We start from the raw sequence: 20,100 nt of genomic DNA on the forward strand, positions 1-20,100 counted from the left end.
ACGTAAGTTTTGTCCGCTAACAAGCATAAGCAGAATAAAAAATACGCTCCGAAAATAATTGATTGAAAAGAACATATTGTTTTACAAAGGTGTAATCGTGTACAACAAAGAAGTTGAATAATTCCCCGGTTTGCTATTCAAAATTTTATTATCCGACGGAGTTGTAGAATAAATAATATTATACTTTTTTGAAGCTGTTTTAGAACTATTCGTCATCAATGATTGATTGTAATTCGAAAGTTTTATAACCTTAGAAAGATTATTTGTTTCGATGTCTTTTATCTGAACATTGATTGAATTTAATTCCAAATTCTGCGCATCACTTGATTGTAAATATTGATTAATCGACGAAACTTGAATATCGTAAGCTGTATCAGAAGAAACAATTAAGCCATTTTGATATTCTTTCTTCACACCATTTCTATAATCTTGTATTGTATTGAAAACCAATTCTCCATTTACAGCAGAACCATCGACCGCAATAGAAAACGTCGGAGCTGATTCGTAATTTCCGTTTGGACTAATTTGCATTACAATCGGAAAAAGACTTTTACCAATCAGGGTTCCAAATTCATTCAATAAAGAAAACTCGAATTGAATTGGATAATTGTTCCATGATTTTAGAGCATTTAGATATGTTCCTGCATCAATCACAATATCATAATTCAAGACAATTGCTCCATATTTTCCTGCTGGTGTTGCTATTGTTAAAGGAGAATTTCGAATAAAATAATTTGGAGAAAAACTCATCGCGATATTATTCTGAATAACTCCTAATTGATTTAGTGTAGGATAATTCTCTGAATAATATTGAGAAGTTGTATAATTATTAAATTTTAGCTTCAGTTTTTCGACAGGAAATTCTTTTTTCTCAGAATTTACAATAGGCGAAACAACACGCGCAACTAAAGACCAATTTTTATAATTTAAAGCACCAGACATGTGCATTTCTACAACCACAACATTAGCCGTCGTAACTCCATTACTTCCATTCACTAACACCCAACCTTTATTATGAGCATTTAACGTAAACTGAGCAGAAACTGCCATTGTCAACAATACTGTAATTGTTGAAACTATTTTCTGAAACAAATTATTATTTATCATTTGAGAACGTCAATTCAGCAATTTTCAATTGATCATCTTTCTCAAAACTTAAAGTTGAGGTAACAATATACGAGCCTTTTGGCAAATCCTTTGGCAATGGTATATATACAATTCTTTTATCAGTTGGTAAACTATAGAAAACTGCATCTTGCAATTTTATTTGTTGACCATTTTCTTGGTTAATGATTTCATTTGTAATCGTTCCTTCACCCCAAATATTTCCATCATTCGAAATATTTAGCACCAAACGATTTTCAGTTTTATCGTAAACAAAATTTGTAAACTCAACATTTGTATCACGCGCAATATTTAATCGTTGATAAATTTTGACACCTGTACGAATGGAGATTTTAATATTTTCTCCACTTTTATTTTGTCCAGCAATCGGATTTGTTTGCGTGATGTACATCATTGATGTATGCACACTCTCTGTATTTATCTTTTCTGGAACTTGCATCAGAACTTCTATTTCTTTTGATTCTTTTGGCAAAAGTGTAAATGTATTACTTGGTAAAACTGTGATCCAGTTTGCATTACTTGTTGGTAAAGTATTAGGTTCAGAGACAACATTACCTCCAAATTCATCATACTTCCAATCATTAAAAGAAACAGACAACTCTAATGTATGTACATCACTTACATTGGTTACCATAATCTTTTTACGCTCAGATTCACCAGGATTTAACGCAAAATAAGTCCTTGGTGGACTTACAGATATACCTGATTGTGCACTAATCTTAGTTGAAACGATTAATGCTAAAAAAGAAACGATTGTTAAAAAACGAAGAACTTTCATAAGCAAAAAGAGAAGTGACATTTTTCAATATCACTTCCTATTTTTTATATTATTGTGCTTCTATTGTATAAGTTACAGTAGTTGTGTAAATATTTGTGTTAGGTTTCTCAACATTGTAATATTTGTTTACATAATCGTTGTTTCCTTTTCCACTATACGCAACGTTGAATTTTAAATTTGTACCACCAACATTACTAGAAATCAGATTTTTATCTGATTTATCTAATACTACACTACTAAATTTTGAAGAATTTAAAATATTACCCGTTCCTAAGCTTGCTTTTAAGTTAATTGTATTTGTTCTAATTTTTCGAGTTTTACCATCTTTAGATGTATATTCTAAATTTTCATTTTCAGATTTTACTTTAACAGCAAAACCACCAGTACTATATACAATTAAGTGGTTGTCCATTTTTGCAGTTACACCATTTAAATAATCTTTTTCAGATATATACTCTAAATTAACTGTATTATCACCACCAATAACAATTGTTTGAATTGGGTAAAGTACTACGTTCAATGTGGCTTGTGCAGTAGTTTGTGCAATTGCTAATCCTGAAGTTAATGTACAGAAAATTGTTAAAAAAAATGCTAATTTTTTCATGATTTATAATTTGTTAAAAATTTATTAAAAAATATTTGTTAAATAAACTGGTAGTTTATATATTTAAGATTGGTTATTCTCAAATGCGATGCAAATGTAGAAGTTATTTTGTGTTCTTAAAAGATTAAATCATACCAAAAGATGATGAAAAACGACAATTCTAACTATTTAATTCGGAGTACTTTGTCTGAATTTAGTCGGAGAAATCCCCGTGTTTTTCTTAAAAAACGCAGTAAAATTGGTTTCTTGAAGGAAATTGAGTTCCAGCGCAATGTTTTTTATTGACATTTTTGAGTTGACTAATAAAATCTTTGCATTTTTCATCAATTCTTCAACAATCATTTCTTTTGCTGTTTTTCCAAAAACGATTTGAGTTGCTTTATCTAACCTTCTTTTTGTAATAAAAAGTTTATCACTGTAAAAAGATACTTGTTTATTTTCCTTGACATTTTCTTGCAAAAGTTTTTTGAATTTTGTCGCAAGTTCTACATCAAAATCATCTTGTATAAATTGGCTTTGCATATCAAATGTTTCCATTTGACCATTGATAATAATACGTTCCAAGAGATTATGAGCAAGCTTCATATCTAATTCATTTTCGAATGCAGTAAAGAAATATTGCAAATAATTAGCCTCAAAAATTGGAGCAGAACAAATTGTATTCTCAACAATATTTATAATATCTCGCGAAAAAAGTGTAGAATTTTCTAACTTCAAGTTTTCTTCGATTGATTTTGAATAAAATTCTTGTTTAAAAACAATATAATAAGCATCAGTACGAGTAGTTTGTTTCACAAATTCTTGAGAGATATTGGGAGCTATAAAAAGAAAATGATTTTTAGGAATCGAATATTCTTTTCCATTTATTTTATGAACAAATTTTTTAGAACCAGACCAGATTATTCCAAAATACTCATCAACAGATAACTCTTTTCTCAATTTTTCTGTATGTAGGATATCATTCAATTCAAATGCAGTTATACCTACATCAAAAATCAACTTATTATAAACATTTCGATTATTCCACAACATACGTCTATACTATTTTATCAGTGTTATCAATGCAAAATTAGGACCATTTTTAATCAAATCACTTGATATAAATCAAGTTATAATTTTAGGGCTCCAAAAATAATAAAATACAATATGCTATTTAAGTATTTTTAGAAATTAACTAAAAAAGGAAGCTCATTTTTAATGAATAAAAAAAAGTCTCAATAAATATTGAGACTTTTAAATGTATTATAATGTAGAAATTTTCTAATAACCTTTTGCTCCTTGCTCTCCTTTTAAAATCGCCAATGCAGACGATGTTCCAATTCTTTTCACGCCTAAAGTGATCATTTTTTCAGCTTCTTCTGTTGTGCGAACTCCGCCAGAAGCTTTCACTGGAAGCGAACCTGAATTTTCAAGCATCAATTTAATAACATGCTCATTTGCTCCATTTGGTTCTCCATTTTCAGTTTTATAAAAACCTGTAGAAGATTTTACAAAAACTTTTGATGCTTTTTCTTCACCTGCTTTTTCTAAAACAGTATCACGAATTAATTGTGTTATAGCAACAATCTGTTCATCTGTTAAAGCAGCAGTTTCGATAATCCATTTTACAACTTTACCTTCACGCAATGCGACTAATGTTGCAGCTTCTACTTCTTCTTTTACTTTATCGCTATCACCTTTTTTGAACGCTTCGTAGTTTACTACAAAATCTAATTCATCGGCTCCATCAGCAATTGCTTTTTGCGCTTCTCTCAACTTTTCATTCAAATCGTAAGTCCCTTCAGGAAAACCAATTACAGTTCCCAAAACAACATTCGATTTTTTCTCATCCAATAATTCACGAACTGATCTTACATAATCAGGACGAATCATTACCGCATAGATATCATTATCAATAGCTTCTTGTGCTAACTTATGCACCATCTCTAATGTATCAGAATTCGAAATACCTGCTTGTTCAGGTGTTTTAAGATACGTCGAGTCTAAATATTGATTAATATTCATCTTTGTATATTAAAGTTTTATTTGTCTATCTATTGGTTGCTCCAACGAAATTATAGTTTCTGTACGTGTAACGCCATCAATTTGCTGAATTTTTTTGTTCAACACATTCATTAAATGTAGATTATCACGACTCAAAATTTTAAGGAAAATCCCGTAATTTCCCGTTGTAAAATGAGCTTCCACTACTTCTGGAATCTCTTCCAAAGCTTTCACAACTAATTTATAAGAAGAAGGTTTGTCCATAAAAACACCAACAAATGACATCGTTGAATAACCTAAAATTGTTGGATTTACAATTACTTTAGTTGAATCAATCACACCAGAAGCTTCTAATTTCTTGATACGTTGATGAACTGCCGTATTTGATATACCTAATTCTTTTGCTAATTGCGAAACAGGCATGTTAGCATTGTCCATAAAGGCATTCAGAATCAACTTATCGATTCCGTCAATCTCAACCTGACCATTTTCGTGGATTCTCACCTATTCTTAAATTATACTGCTACAAATTTAATATTTTAAAATGGTATAAACGGGAAAATGATCGCTATATCCACCGAAATATTTTCCGCCAACAAAAGTTCTGAATGGCGAACCTGTAGATTTTCCGCCTGTATTCTTCAAAAAATCAGCATCAAAAATATCTGTTTTTATATATTCTAAATTTGATTGACAAGTAAAAAATCCTTTCGAAAAAATCTGTTGATCGAATAACATCCATTGTTTCTTAAAGATCATCGAACCTCTTTTATACGATTGTAGACTGACCATTGGATTGAATAATTCGTTTCTGTTTATTTCTTCTTGTTTAGAACGAGTATCCAATTCATCAATTAAGTCAGAATTTGTTGGAGCATCATTAAAATCTCCCATCACAACAATTTTTGCCGAATAATTTTCGGTTAACAAATCGTTAATTCTTTTTCGAATCGTTTTTAAAATATATTGACGTTTTAATTGATTGACTTCTTTATCAATTTTAGAAGGCAAATGAACAATAAAAATATGAATAATTTCGCCAACTAAATTTCCTTTCACATATAAAATATCTCGTGTATAAGATTTTGTATCATACTGATCTTTAAAGATAAATCTAATTGGTTCGCTTTCTATAACTTCAAAAAATTGTTGACGATAAATTAATCCAACATTTATTTTTCTTTCGTCTAATGATTTATATAAAAGTGTTTTATAATCACCATCTTTCAAAAAATCATTTTGAATCAAATCTTGCAAAACCTCTTCATTTTCAACCTCAGCCAAACCAACCAAACATGGTAATTCATTTGTTTCAAATTTTCCAATTTTAGAGATGCAGAATGCAATCTTTTTCACCTTTGTATCATAACGATTATCTTTCCATTTGATAAAATTACTGGGCAAAAAAGATTCGTCTGAAGATTTAGAATAAAAATTTTCGACATTATAAAATGCGATTGTCGCTAAATTTTGTTTCAAAAGAATTGTTTTATGCAAAATTAAGAAAGAAACTAAGTTTATAAAAATTGGTTTCTTAAGAAGAATTGAAAAGACGATTTTCTCAAAAGTCAACTTATACATGAAGTTGAAAAAAAAATCAATCAAAAATTATCAACTTGAACAATTTTCTTTCAATAAATTATCAACTTGACGACCTATCAAAAATCATGTTAAAAATTATACTAAAATTAGTGTAAATGATTGATTTATGGTCAACTTAATCTGCTAAATATTGTATATTTGCAAAGTTTGCAGTATCTGCATTCAAAATTGAAAAGATGTATTTTTAATTGACTATTATTAAAATAGTCTCAAAAAAATTTAAAACATAATGTCAAAAATTCATTACACACTTACGGATGAAGCTCCGATGTTGGCAACTCACTCATTTTTGCCAATCGTACAAGGATTCACGAAAACAGCTGATATTACAATCGAAGTTCCAGATATTTCTTTAGCTGGACGTATTTTAGCTAACTTCCCTGAATTCTTAAAAGAAGAACAAAGAATTCCTGATGCTTTAGCAGAATTAGGAGCTTTGGCGACTACTCCGGAAGCAAATATCATTAAGTTACCTAATATTTCGGCTTCTGTTCCTCAGTTAGACGAAGCAATTGCAGAATTGCAAGCGAAAGGTTTTGCTGTACCAAATTATCCAGCTGAACCAAAAAATGAAGATGAAAAAGCAATCAAAGCTAGATACGGAAAAGTTTTAGGTTCTGCTGTAAATCCAGTTTTACGTGAAGGAAACTCTGACCGTCGTGCACCGAAAGCTGTTAAAAACTATGCAAAAGCTAATCCTCACAAAATGGGAGCTTGGGCTACAGACAGCAAAACAGAAGTTGCTTACATGAAATCCGGTGATTTCTATGGTACTGAAAATTCAACTACATTAGAAAACGCAACTGAATATACAATCAAATTTTACGGAGAAGATGGTTCTGTTCAAGAATTAAAATCAGCAGCACCTTTAAAAGCTGGAGAAGTAATTGATTCTTCTGTAATGAACTTAAACTCTTTAAGATCATTTGTTCAAGAAGCTATTCAAGAAGCAAAAGACAAAAACGTATTATTGTCTGCTCACTTAAAAGCAACAATGATGAAAGTTTCTGATCCAGTTATTTTTGGAGCTATCGTTGAAACTTTCTTTAAAGATGTTTTCGTAAAATATGCTGATACTTTCAAAGCATTAGATATTAATCCAAACAACGGTTTAGCTGATTTATTCGAAAAAATCAAAGGTCATGCACAAGAAGCAGAAATCAAAGCTGCAATTGAAGCTGATTTAGCAAACGGACCACGTGTAGCAATGGTGAATTCTGATAAAGGAATTACTAACTTCCACGTTCCTTCTGATATTATTGTTGATGCATCTATGGCTGCATTGGTAAGAAACGGAGGTAAAATGTGGAACAAAGATGGTGCTGAAGAAGATACTGTAGCGATTATCCCTGACCGTTCTTACGCTGGTTTCTACGAAGCTGTTGTAGACGATATGAAAGCAAACGGTGCTTTAGATCCTACAACTATGGGCTCTGTTCCTAATGTTGGATTAATGGCTCAAAAAGCGGAAGAATATGGTTCTCACGACAAAACTTTCCAAGCTCCTGCAAACGGAACAATCAAAGTTGAAGACGCAAACGGAAACACTTTATTAGAGCAAAAAGTTGAAACTTCTGATATTTTCAGAATGTCTCAAACTAAAGACGCTCCTATTCAAGACTGGGTTAAATTAGCGGTTAACAGATCTCGTTTATCTGATACTCCAGCAATTTTCTGGTTAGATAAAGGAAGAGCTCACGATCAACAAATCATCAAAAAAGTTGAAAAATACTTAGCTGATCACGATACAACAGGTTTAGATATTCGTATCATGGACGTTAAAGATGCTATGAAAGAAACTTTAAGCCGTGCAAGAGAAGGAAAAGATACTATTTCTGTTTCTGGTAACGTTTTACGTGACTACTTAACAGATTTATTCCCAATTTTAGAATTAGGAACTTCTGCTAAAATGCTATCTATCGTTCCATTAATGAACGGAGGTGGATTATTCGAAACTGGTGCGGGAGGATCTGCTCCAAAACACATCGAACAATTCGTAGAAGAAGGTTACTTACGTTGGGATTCTTTAGGTGAATTCTTAGCATTACAAGCTTCTTTAGAGCACGTTTCTCAAACACAAGGAAATGCAAAAGCTCAAACTTTAGCTGATGCTTTAGACGAAGCAAATGCTAAATTCTTAGCAACTGACAAATCTCCAGGTCGTAAATTAGGAACTATCGATAACCGTGGTTCTCACTTTTACTTAGCAATGTACTGGGCAGAAGCATTAGCAAATCAAACAAAAGATGCTGATTTAGCTGCTAAATTTGCTCCTGTTGCAAAAGCTATGGAAGAAAACGAAACAAAAATTAACGAAGAGTTAATTGGTGCACAAGGTAAACCTCAAGATATTGGTGGTTACTACAAAGCAGATTTTGCTAAAACAACTGCTGCAATGCGTCCATCTGCAACATTAAATGCAATTGTTGACGGAATTTAATCCAACAACATTTCTTTATAAATCAAAACCTCGAGAAATTCTCGAGGTTTTTTTGTTAAAGTCTTTTAATTAAATTCATTAACAAAAATTAACATTATTCGAGAAGAAAAATCGTCATTCAATCAAAAGTTATGATAAATTTTAATAAAAAGTATGAATGAAAATCATCTAAATAATGATAATTTTAAGAATTCAAATTCATTCTATTAGATTAATCATTCTCGCATGAAATATATTTATTTACTCGCATTATACTTTTGCTCGATTACAACTTTTGCGCAATCAAAATTGGAAACGGCTATAAAAAGTCTGGATACAAATTACGCTCAAGAAAAAGTTTATTTATTATTTGATAAGGAAGATTACATTGCTGGAGATAATATTTGGTTCAAAGCTTATACATTAAATGGCTACAAACCAAGCTTAATTTCTACAAATCTTATTGTTGAATTATACGATAAAGACAAAAAATTAATCGACCGAAAATTGGTTCCGATTGTGAACGGTGAAAGTGACGGAACACTGAATACCAAAAACGAAAACGAAGAAGGAATTTACTTTGTAAGAGCCTACACAACGTACATGACTTTCTTCTCAGAAGAATTTCAACATATCAATCAAGTCAAGATTTATAATCCAAATTCTAAATTAAAACTTGTTCCAAATCCAAATTTAAAATGGAATGCAAAAGCTTTTGCTGAAGGTGGAAATTTCATTCAAAATCAGACAACTAAATTTGCTGTAAGATTAAAATCGGACGGAGATTTACCAAAAAAATGGAATGGTTTTGTATTCGAGAAAAATAATCCTACCAATAAAATTACAACATTTGATAATCTAGATGAAAACGTTGCGACTTTTGCGTTGAGAGCAGAAGAAGGCAAATCTTATCAAGTACAATTAAATGACGAAAAAGGAAATCAACAAATTATTGATTTACCTGAAGCTAAAAAAAATGGGATTCTGATGAAAGTTGTTCGAAATAGCAAAGACATTGTGATCCAATTAAAAAGCATCAATCAAGAAAATCCTTTATTGAATCATAAAATTATTGGAACAATTAATAATGAACTTGTAATGAGTTCTCAAATTGTAAAAAGTGTGGAATCGGTTTCAACTTATGTTCCAAAAGAGGTTTTAGACAATGACAAAGGTATTTTGAACATTGCCATTTTTGATGCAAATGATATTCAGGTTGCTCATCGTTTGATATTTATCAATCCAAAAGAATCGTACAAAAAACCTGAAATTTCTTTCGAAACAACGGCTAATCCACGAGAATTAAACACAATTAAGGTAAAATATCCTGAAGAAATTAATTTTTCGGCTGTTATCAAAGATCAAAAAAATAATGATGAAGACAATTTAATTTCTGCAATGTTATTGACGCGAGATTTTAGTTCGAAAATTAATCATCCTACACAATATTTTAAAAATAATGAATTCTCAGAAAATCTGGATGCGCTTTTAATAACAGAAAAATGGAAAAGATTTAATTGGGAAGATTTAGTGGTTGGAAATATCGTAAAACCTACTATTGACAACGATCGTAGATATCTTTCCTACAAAGTGAAAGCATATAATAACGGGAGAGAATTGAGCAATGCTTCGTTGAGTATTATTTATAAAATGCAGAATAATGGAAAAGAATTTGCAACGCTTGATACTGATTATGAAGGAAACTTCGAGATGAATAATTTGTTTTATTATGGGCCAATGGCGATGAATTATTTCTTGAATTCGGAAAATGGAAAATCTGCCAACAACGGAACTTTAACTTTATCTGTTGTGCCAAATTATAAAAGTACAAGTTATAAATCCAAATTGCCTGCAACGCCTTATTTATTAGAAGAAATTACGAATAAAGAAGAAGTCGAGAAGCAGAATACGTATAAACAGAACATCAAAATCATCAATGATAAAAGTATTCGTCTGAAAGAAGTTGTTGTAAAAGCGGATAAAAAATCGAAAACTGAGAAGCTGAACAATGAATTAAGTAGCGGAATGTTCAATAACATAAACGAAACTGTGATAGATTTCGTAAACGAATCTCAGCCAATAGAAGGTTATACAAATATTATGGACTTTTTAGCTGGACGAGTTGCAGGATTAACGGTTTCTAACGGAGTTCCAAAAATTAGAAATTCTGAAGTTGCAATTTATTGGAACGAAATGAAAATGACTTCAGATAATTTAACTAGTATTAATCCTAGAGATATTGCGATGGTAAAAATTTTCAAAGGCGCTGGTTTACTTGGTAATGCAATTGCAATTTACTCTAAACGAGGAAGTGATGCGCCAGTTGATAACACGCCTATGTTACCTAATAATTTAATTCAAATTGGTGGTTATAATCAATCCCTTCCATATTTTAACAATGATGATTACGAATCGCTTTACAACGATGTTCCGAATGACATAAGAAGTACTTTATTTTGGAATCCTAATTTGTATACAGCTCCAGGAGAAGACACAGAAATAGAATATTTCAACAACGATAAACCAAAAGATTATCAATTAACTATAATTGGTTTCGATGAAAAAGGAAATCCTGTTTATTATGAAGGAAAAATAAATTAAATCAAAAACCTCGAGAGATTCTCGAGGTTTTTTATTTTAATCAAATTCGTCGATAATATAGTAGGGTTTGTCGATTTTAAAGTTCAAAAAGAATCGATTTGGAGAATATTTGTTTAAAATTAATTCAACATGAAAACATTTATTCAACTTATCATTTTATTTAGCTCAAGTTTTCTATTTGCTCAAAATTATACTCTAACAGGCGAAGTTATGGAGCAAAACAATGCGCTTCCTTATGTTGATATAACCTTATCTAATCAAGACACAATTATCAATTTAACAACAGATGAGCGTGGAAAATTCTCCATTGAAGCAAATAAAAATACGTACAAATTTGAAATAAACTATTTTGAAGAAATTGTTTTTCAGAAAGATATTCAATTGAATAATTCTATCGATTTAGGAAAGATTGAAATTAAAACATCTACAAACTTGAAAGAAGTTGTCGTTGGAGCAGAAAAGAAAATCATGGAACGAAAAATCGATCGTTTTGTTTTCAATGTAGAAAATTCTACTTCAGCTGCTGGCGGAACTGCGATGGATGTTTTACGCGTTACTCCTGGTTTGAATGTAACAAATGACAATATTGCGGTTTCTGGAAAAAATTCTGTAATGGTTTTGATTGATGACAAACCAACTTATATGTCACAAACGGATTTGATTAATTATTTGGAAAGTATGAGCGCTTCTGATATTTCAAAAATTGAAGTCATTACGACTCCGCCTGCAAAATATGAGGCAGAAGGAAATAGTGGAATTGTAAATATTGTAACCAAAAAAATAAAAAATAATAGCTGGAATTCCACTATTGGAACATCATATACGCGAAGTAAAAGAAACACAGAACGCTACAATGCAGCTTACAATTTACAAAAAGATAAATGGACAATTCAGACTTCGTTGAATGCTGGAGATAGAAGATTTCTAAGAACATGGAACAACGAATTATTTTTCTCTGATGCGCGCAGACATAACATTTCTTACACAGATTATATTAATAAATATCTTGGAGGACGATTCTCTGTTGATTATAAATTAACCAATAAATGGACAATTGGTTCTAAATTTTCGTTCAACAATTCGAAATATAATTCAGAAAATCCACAAGAAATGTTTTTCAAGAATTTAGCGAACGAAATTTATCAAACAAATAAAGGAAATTCATTCGAAAATGGTAAAACAAATCAACCTTTGGTCAATCTTTATTCAGAATTTGCACTTGATTCATTAGGTAAAAAGATTTCGTTTGATGCCGATTACGCCAATTATTCATCTCCAATGAATAGAACTTACGCAACCAATTCTTACAAAAATAATCAGTTAATAGAAGATTCTTTTTTTGGTGGAAAAAGTAATTTAAACAATCGAATTGAGAATTTTTCGTCAAAAATTGATGTAGAGCTTCCTTTAACAAATTTCAATTGGAGTTTCGGAGCTAAATTTTCGCAATCAAAATCAAATAATTTGGTTGAAGCATATAAAGCAGACGAAAATTACAACTATACATTTGATGAAAATTTGTCGAATCTTTTCAAATACAAAGAAAATAACGAAGCAATTTATTTGAACGGAAGTAAAAATTTTGGAGAAAAATGGCAGATGCAAGCCGGTTTGAGATTAGAAGCAACGCAAACAGAAGGTTTTTCGAGAGAAAATAATCAAACGAACAAAACAGATTATATCAAATTGTTTCCGTCATTTTATTTGTTGCATACTTTTGATAAAAGCAAAAGTTTAGGAATTAATTATTCGCGTCGTATCAATCGCCCAAATTACGAAAGTTTAAATCCTTTTCGAATGATACAAAACGAATATGTTTACAACGAAGGAAGTCCTTTCTTGAAACCAGCTTTTACACACAATTTAGAACTTACTTTTACTTACAAAAAATTTGATACGCGACTTTATTATTCAAGTTTGAGAGATGGTGTCAATCAAGCTTCAATCATTGATGAGAGCACAAAACATAATACTTTTGTTTGGATGAATTTTGTAGATTCGGATAGCTTTGGTTTGAGCCAAAATATGACAATAAATCCTACAAAATGGTGGTCAAGCGTTACTACTTTTGAAGTTTCTTATTCGAGCTCAAATGTTGCAATTTCTTCTAAGCGATTCAAAGGTTGGTCGAGTTCATTATTTTCGACAAATGATTTTACGCTTAATCAACAAAAAACAATGTTTATTAACTTGATTTATTTTCAAAATTTTGGAGAAACTTTCCAAAATTATAAACTAAAACCTTATGCACGTTTCAATCTTTCTTTCAAATATTTGATGTTAGATAAAAAATTAGAATTGAGTTTGAATGCTACAGATATTTTCAAAGCGCAAGAATATTTATCGCAAAATAACAATGGAATCGTACAAACTTTTGCGAATGTGTGGGATTCGCAAAGCATTAGAATTGGACTGAATTATAAATTCGGAAGTAATAAATTATCAGTAAAAAATCGCGAAACCGGAAATCAAGATGAAGTAAATAGAATGTAAAAAAAATAATAAAAGACGATTTTAAAAATCGTCTTTTATTATTTTAAAACCTCGCCTGCACTTGCACACTTCCCGTATGTATTGGTTTATTTTCTTCGGTTTTTCGTCCATCATACGAAATATTCAATTGCAAAAAACTTGTAATTTGTCGTTGAATTTGCAACTGCCAAACAAAATTATTTCCAGCGCGCAAACCTTCCATCATTTGATTTCCAACAACAGATTCTTGGTTTCCGATAAATTTATTGTTGATAAAACTAAAACTTCCCAACAAACTCATTTTATCCGAACTGTTCCATTGAATTTCTGTTCCCAAATCCGACTGATTTAATTGCTCTTCACCTGAAACATTCTTCTTATTTTGATAATTATAAAACAATGACGCAACAAGATTTTTTTCTGTTTGATACGTCATTTTTGGTGATAAACGAAGATTATTTAACTTGTATCGTCTACTCAAAAATAACTCTGAATTGCTCTTTATTACCATATATTCGGTATCGAAACTTGCGATTAAATCTTGCAAAATCTTATAACGCGTTTGCAACAAATAACTGTCCGAATCACGATATTCAGAACCTGTATAAACATACGTTTGGGATTGTTGTTGATTGTAAATAAAATTCGACGACCATTTATATTGTGTTCCTTGATTAAAGAAAATCGATGAACGAATACTTCTTGCTTTGCCTAAAATTTGAGCCGAATTCGTAAAAGGATTCCATTCCAAAGTCGTTCCTTCTTTGCGTAACGAATTACTTGCCGAGATATTTTGTTGAAACATCCAACGATTCCAAAATTCATTTTCGGTATTGAAAACTTGTTTTGGACGAAAACGCAACGTAAAATTGAATTGATTTTTATTCGTTTTCAGATACTCGATTGTGTTTGTATAAACGCGAATATAATTTGCCTGATCAATAAATTCTGCCACTTCAAACTCATCAATTTGCTCAATTCCATCTCCGTTATAATCCGTCCATTTGTAAATTCCCATTCCATCCGAAACTTTTACGTACTGAAATTCACGCTGCGGTTCTACTCCACTTCCCACTTCATAATCTACATTTAACTGTAAACCTTGATTGAAAAAAGCTTTGTACCACTTTACGCTTCCTGTCATAAAATCTTCGTTCGGCGCATCTAAAAATTGATAATTAACTCGTCGATAATGGAAATTTAAACTCAATTGATGATTTTGTTTTTGAATTAAAGTTGAATTTAAAATAGCGCCTTTACTTTGTTGAATATTTTGCCAAGTTCCTAAACGAACCGAATCGTCTTGACGTTGATAAACCGTCAAATCAATTTTATGACCTATCGAATCTGCAAAACCTCCTTTCAATTGAAATTCATTCCATTTAAAACTCAAATCTGATTTTTGATTTTTTGTCAAATCATCCATGTCATTATTTTCGCCCCAAACTCTTGCTCCAACCCAAAATTTATTTCCAATTTTTCGTTTTCCATCCACCATATAACGTGCAAAATTGGTATTTTGAAACGTTGCTTTTGTTGACAAAATATTTGCTTGCGCAACAATTTCATCTTTTTCAGTTTTGTAATTCGCATCAAGTTGATTTCTCAAACCTTTGTACAAACCAGTATTTTCAAGATAATCGAATTTATATTGCGCATTAAATTTTTCTTTCCAAGATGAATTAATTTTCGCTGTGATAAAATTCTGATTAACGCCACTTAATTCTTGATCCAAATTAAAATCTCGTGCAAATTCAACAGATCGTAAACGCTCGGCACTTTTATAATTTTTGTTGATAAAATTCCATTCTGCATAAGGTGTAATTTTCCAATTTTTGAAAGAAAATGTTTTTTCACCATAAACACGAGTTGCTAAACCAGAATTGTTTTGATCATCAATCGATGAAAATAAATTCTGGTCATAATTACTCAAACCTAAATTAAAACCAACATTTCCATTATTTTTCAATTGATATTGACCATTCAACGTATAAATCTGCAATTTTTTAGGCGAAATTAATTGCTTTATTGGTTCATAATCACCTTGTAAAACGCCAGCAATTGCTTCATTATACTGAAAAACTTTTCCGTTTTGATTCGCATTTATTTGTCGATAACTTCCTTGATTCACACCAACATACGTGAAAGCCACTTGATACAATTCATCGTTTGGATCTGTCGAATATTCAAAAATATCTAAACCATTTTGATTTACTTTTCGATACAATATTTTATTCGAATCATAAGTCGTTTTTTCAGCAGAAACGGTGTACATTTTATCTGGATCATTTCCTGCATTTGCTAAAATTTGCTTTTCAGTATCTGTCAAATCATTTCCAAGTGAATTATTTTTCGAATCTCCTTGAGAAAAGAAAAAACCTGACAATTTTAATCGTTCCGATTCGTATTCAGCGCCGCCATAAAGCAAAACTTGCGAATAATTTCGAGAATTGTACAAATATTCCACATTAATGCGCGTATTTGCGGTAATCAATCGATTTGAAGTAAAAGAAATTTCGCCCGTATTGTAATTAATCACATAATCATTTTGCTCGCCTCGTTCCAATAAAACGCCATCAATATAAACTTTTTCACTTCCCGAAATAATAATCACATACAATTCATTATTTTTTCCAGAAAGCCTGTAAGGACCTTGATTTCCGTCTTGTCCAACAAAATTAACGCGCATAAATTCACCTCGTGTAATACTTCCCGAAGCAAAAATATTGGTCGACGATTTTTCGCCTTTCAACTGAGTTGATAATTGTAATCCTGTTACTTTTTGATTGAATGGATTGAAAAAATCTCTTTCTTGATTTGTATTAATATCAATATGACCAGCTCGAATTTTTGAATTTTTGCTCGCTAATTCGATGTAAACTTTGTCAAATTCTTGCAAATTTTGCGTGTATCCATCCGATTCTATTGGCACATTATTATCCGCAATCGCCGCATTTACCGTAATATCATCCGATAATTTCCCAGACAATTCCAAATCCAACGAAGATTGCACAGACGCACTTTGATTGTTTCCAAAACGAATTCCACGAACCATTGATCCTTTGCTATTCAAACCATCAAAAACATCTTTGTTCGCTTGTTTAGAATTCGGTTCTATTTGATGAAAAATATCAACTGGTTTTGCATCGTTGACAATGATATTCGGATTTTTTGCATAGAAAACAGATTCGGCTAATTTTGGATTAACAAAATACTGAATTTTCACCATTTGTTTGGCGATTGAAGAATTGAAATAAACTTCGTTTCGTTCGAAATTTATCGTATAAAATTTTTTTGAAATTGGATTTCCTGTCGAATCTAAAACTTGAAATTTTTCGGATAAAATTCCTTTATTTTTCAGCTTTATCGTATCAGAAAGTTGAACAGAATCTTGTCTAAAATTAGGATTTTTCCACCCAAAATGTTGAGCAAAAACAAAACTGTTCACTAACCAAAAACATAGAAAAAATAGAATCCGAAACTGCAAAAGATTTTATTAGAATAACGAAAATTTAAGCTAAAAATTTTACTCGAAATTTAATCACTTTTTTTGAATCAAATAATAGTTTCTTTGAATACGATCGTTATAATTTTTTTGATCTTTTGAAGAATGATTCAAATCGACCACACCAATTTTTTTGATTGAATAATTATTAAAATGATTAGCAAAAAAAGTAGAATCTGACGGACTAGCTAACATTCCAAACTTCTCTTCTTTCGGGAAAATAGTTTTCTTTCCATCGTTAATTGCAGGAATTGAAGTCCCATAATCCAACACTATTTCTGGAACAAAACTTTGCCATTCGTATGTTTTGATTTGATTTTGTTGTTCTAATTTCTTTAGATTTTTAGCAGAAGAATACAACTCTTCAGAAAAAGTTAATTTAGAAAGTGGAAATCCAAATGCAACAACCGAGCACATCAATAAAATAGTCGAGTAAAATATCTGTTCAAATGATTTTATCTTTAATCCTTTAAAAATTGAGATTCCTAAAATTAATCCAACAACAGCAAAAGGAATCGACCAAATTAAAAATTCTGACAAATGATCTTTTGTATAAATAAAAACACCAACTGAAATCGCAATTCCTATTATTCCGTATAAACCAAACGTAAAATTGGTAAAATATCGTTCCGTTTTATTTGATAAATTTTTGAATTCTAATCGTAAATATTCGATATAAAAGCCAATATTCATCGCTAATGGAATTAAAACTGGCAATAAATATCTTGATTTTTTTTCTGGAATTACAGATAATAAAACCACCGATAAAATTGTCCATAACCAAGCAAATTGATAAGCTTTTTTGTTGGCAACTTTATTTTTGAGATAAGGATAAATTAAACTTACCAAAGCTGGAATTGTCCATAAACCCGATTGTGTAAAGAAACTCCAATAGTAATAAAATGGACGAGTATTGTAGCTGTGCCAATTGTTTACCTCCTTTTGAGAAGCGGCTAAAAAATGTTCTGCATCAAAGTATTTGACATACATCATCCATGCAAATCCTACGACACAACCTAATATTATCGTTAAAATTGTGATGCCTAAATTTCTTCCTAATTTGTATTTATAAACAATAAAATAAGCAATTAAAAACGGTAAAAATAACGCGTACAACGAAACTGGACCTTTGCTCATTATCGAACATCCTAATAAGAAAAATGCAGCAATAAAGTTGAATAAATTAAATTTTGATGATTGAAATTCTTTCACCAAAAACAATATCACTCCCATCACAAAACTATGCGTGTACATGTCCCAATTGTTGTCTCTTCCTGAGAAAAACACGTAAAATGAAGTAATTAAAACCAATGAAGAATTAACAACTTGGTATTTTGTTAAATCGAAATGCGTTAATGTTTTATAGAACCAAACTACCAATAAAATGGTAATTAGAACAACAGGAATACGTAACCAAAAAAAGTTTTCGAAACCAAAAACACTTCCAAAAGCAGCCGTAATCCAAGTTGGCAAAGGTGGTTTTTCATAACGAGGCAAACCGTTAAGCGTGGTAAAAATCCAGTTTCCATCGTGTACCATTTCTCGCGCCGAAATAATGTTTCGAGCTTCCATAATGTTCGTTTGTAAAACATCAAGATTGACAAACAACATCAAAATTGTTACGATGATTAAAAATAAAACGGAATTTTGCTTAATCCACTGAACCATTTTTTTCTTTTCGTTTGATTAATATATTTCGAGCATAAACGATAAATCCCATAAAATGACCAACAAATAAAACGGGATCTTTTCGAATAATCGCGTAAGTTAAAATCAACAATGATCCTGTTAAACTAATTGCCCAAAATCCCATTGGTAATTGCGATTCGTGTTTTCGTTCGGAATAAATCCATTGATAAACGAAACGAAATGTAAAAAGTACCTGAGATACGACTCCTAAAGATAAAAGCCACATCGGAATTTTTTCGTTTTTGAATAATAAATCTACATCAAAAATTCCGTTATTGAAACCATATAAAACGATTAATGCAGGAAAAATATACAAGAAAATACGTACTATTTTCGGAAATTCTTTCCAATGATTTTGTAGTTGAATATTTCTGATATAGATATAATACGTCAGTGTTTGTCCCAACATAATCGAAAAATCATGACGCAAATAACCATATAAAAATAGCAAAACAGAGGCAAACAAGCTAACTTCCCAAAATAATTTTGGTGTAAGAACTTTCTTATTCTTTTCAGAAACAATCCATTGTAAAATAAGACGACTCGAAAAAAGTGCTTGTGCAAGAAAACCAATACTGATGATAACCCAATTTGGCATTATGCTCTTTCTTGAATTTTATAATTAATGTATTTTTTCTTCATCCAAACAAATGCAAAACAATCCATTAACGGCCCTAATAAACGGTTCCATAAATTGAATTTTGATTCGCCTGCGATACGAGGAAAATGTTTGACAGGAACTTGAGTAACCGTTCCATTTTGTAATAAAATCATAGCTGGTAAAAAACGGTGCAATCCTTTGAACATCGGAATTTTTTTTGCTTTTTCAGCATCTATAACTTTTAATGGACAACCCGTATCATCCATTCCGTCATTAGTAAATGCTCTACGAATAGAATTGGCAATTTTAGATGACATGTTTTTCACGAAAGAATCTTTGCGATCTGCACGAACTCCAGTCACCAAATCATATTGATCTGCTAACGCTAATAATCTATTGAAATCTTCTGGATCAGTCTGTAAATCCGCATCGATATAACCAACCCATTTTGATTCCACTGTATCAAAACCAGCTTTTATAGCAGCAGATAAACCATAGTTTTTGTCAAAAGAAATATAATGAAAAGCTTGATTTCTATTACAAATCTCTTTAATAAGAGCCAAACTTTTGTCTTTAGAACCATCATTAATCAATAAAATTTCAGTCTGTTTTATTGACTTTGACAGATATTGATTCATTGTTTCTTCCAATCTTATCAAGTTATCTTCCTCATTATAAATTGGGATGATAATTGTAAACTCTGTTGACATTTTTAAATTAT

14 protein-coding genes are annotated in these 20,100 nt (G+C 30.9%); 3 read left to right on the plus strand and 11 right to left on the minus strand.

The genetic code is table 11. From position 1 onward, the window contains the following. Positions 1 to 81: 81 nt before the first annotated feature. The 7 genes from HXZ69_RS05020 to HXZ69_RS05050 all read right to left on the minus strand — a co-directional run bounded on the left by HXZ69_RS05020 (position 82) and on the right by HXZ69_RS05050 (position 5,969). Positions 82 to 1,107, minus strand: a complete 1,026-nt coding sequence (locus HXZ69_RS05020; RefSeq protein ID WP_286495248.1) for a hypothetical protein — start codon at positions 1,105 to 1,107, stop codon at positions 82 to 84. Further along, positions 1,097 to 1,903 (minus strand): fimbrial biogenesis chaperone, encoded by an 807-nt coding sequence (locus HXZ69_RS05025; RefSeq protein WP_286495249.1) that lies wholly within the window; start codon positions 1,901 to 1,903, stop codon positions 1,097 to 1,099. Before HXZ69_RS05025 ends, HXZ69_RS05020 begins: the two co-directional genes overlap by 11 nt. Before the next feature lie 49 nt (positions 1,904 to 1,952). Continuing rightward, on the minus strand, positions 1,953 to 2,507 hold the full coding sequence (locus HXZ69_RS05030; RefSeq protein ID WP_286495250.1) for a hypothetical protein: 555 nt from the start codon (positions 2,505 to 2,507) through the stop codon (positions 1,953 to 1,955). Between the two features lie 168 nt (positions 2,508 to 2,675). Further along, on the minus strand, positions 2,676 to 3,539 hold the full coding sequence (locus HXZ69_RS05035; protein ID WP_286495251.1) for a helix-turn-helix domain-containing protein: 864 nt from the start codon (positions 3,537 to 3,539) through the stop codon (positions 2,676 to 2,678). 228 nt (positions 3,540 to 3,767) lie between these two features. After that, complete coding sequence (deoC, locus tag HXZ69_RS05040; protein WP_171623290.1) at positions 3,768 to 4,511, minus strand: deoxyribose-phosphate aldolase; 744 nt, start codon at positions 4,509 to 4,511, stop codon at positions 3,768 to 3,770. Between the two features lie 9 nt (positions 4,512 to 4,520). Next, positions 4,521 to 4,994, minus strand: a complete 474-nt coding sequence (locus HXZ69_RS05045; RefSeq protein WP_180905762.1) for an Lrp/AsnC ligand binding domain-containing protein — start codon at positions 4,992 to 4,994, stop codon at positions 4,521 to 4,523. A 27-nt stretch (positions 4,995 to 5,021) separates the two neighbouring features. After that, the gene (locus tag HXZ69_RS05050) at positions 5,022 to 5,969 is read right to left on the minus strand and encodes an endonuclease/exonuclease/phosphatase family protein (RefSeq protein ID WP_286495252.1); all 948 of its coding nucleotides are present in this window, start codon (positions 5,967 to 5,969) and stop codon (positions 5,022 to 5,024) included. Between the two features lie 352 nt (positions 5,970 to 6,321). Between HXZ69_RS05050 and HXZ69_RS05055 the strand changes: the two genes are divergently transcribed. The 3 genes from HXZ69_RS05055 to HXZ69_RS05065 all read left to right on the plus strand — a co-directional run bounded on the left by HXZ69_RS05055 (position 6,322) and on the right by HXZ69_RS05065 (position 13,605). Continuing rightward, a complete protein-coding gene (locus HXZ69_RS05055; protein WP_286495253.1) occupies positions 6,322 to 8,532 on the plus strand; it encodes an NADP-dependent isocitrate dehydrogenase in 2,211 nt (736 codons plus the stop codon). Between the two features lie 225 nt (positions 8,533 to 8,757). Next, positions 8,758 to 11,112: an alpha-2-macroglobulin family protein gene (locus HXZ69_RS05060; protein WP_286495255.1), complete on the plus strand. Its 2,355-nt coding sequence runs from the start codon at positions 8,758 to 8,760 to the stop codon at positions 11,110 to 11,112. Positions 11,113 to 11,241: 129 nt separating this feature from the next. Continuing rightward, positions 11,242 to 13,605 carry a TonB-dependent receptor gene (locus HXZ69_RS05065; protein ID WP_286495256.1) on the plus strand — a complete coding sequence of 788 codons (2,364 nt, stop codon included), beginning with the start codon at positions 11,242 to 11,244 and terminating at the stop codon, positions 13,603 to 13,605. A 43-nt stretch (positions 13,606 to 13,648) separates the two neighbouring features. On the opposite strand, the gene HXZ69_RS05070 is transcribed toward HXZ69_RS05065, so the two are convergent. The 4 genes from HXZ69_RS05070 to HXZ69_RS05085 form a co-directional block, all read right to left on the minus strand. Next, complete coding sequence (locus HXZ69_RS05070) at positions 13,649 to 17,032, minus strand: DUF8818 domain-containing protein (RefSeq protein ID WP_286495257.1); 3,384 nt, start codon at positions 17,030 to 17,032, stop codon at positions 13,649 to 13,651. Positions 17,033 to 17,125: 93 nt separating this feature from the next. Further along, on the minus strand, positions 17,126 to 18,757 hold the full coding sequence (locus HXZ69_RS05075) for an ArnT family glycosyltransferase (RefSeq protein WP_286495258.1): 1,632 nt from the start codon (positions 18,755 to 18,757) through the stop codon (positions 17,126 to 17,128). After that, positions 18,741 to 19,376, minus strand: a complete 636-nt coding sequence (locus HXZ69_RS05080; RefSeq protein WP_180905754.1) for a lipid-A-disaccharide synthase N-terminal domain-containing protein — start codon at positions 19,374 to 19,376, stop codon at positions 18,741 to 18,743. Before HXZ69_RS05080 ends, HXZ69_RS05075 begins: the two co-directional genes overlap by 17 nt. Then, complete coding sequence (locus HXZ69_RS05085; RefSeq protein ID WP_286495259.1) at positions 19,376 to 20,089, minus strand: glycosyltransferase family 2 protein; 714 nt, start codon at positions 20,087 to 20,089, stop codon at positions 19,376 to 19,378. Before HXZ69_RS05085 ends, HXZ69_RS05080 begins: the two co-directional genes overlap by 1 nt. Positions 20,090 to 20,100: the final 11 nt, after the last annotated feature.

Origin of the sequence: Empedobacter sp. R132-2, from assembly GCF_030324375.1 — a bacterium.
GTDB classification, from domain to species: domain Bacteria; phylum Bacteroidota; class Bacteroidia; order Flavobacteriales; family Weeksellaceae; genus Empedobacter; species Empedobacter falsenii_B.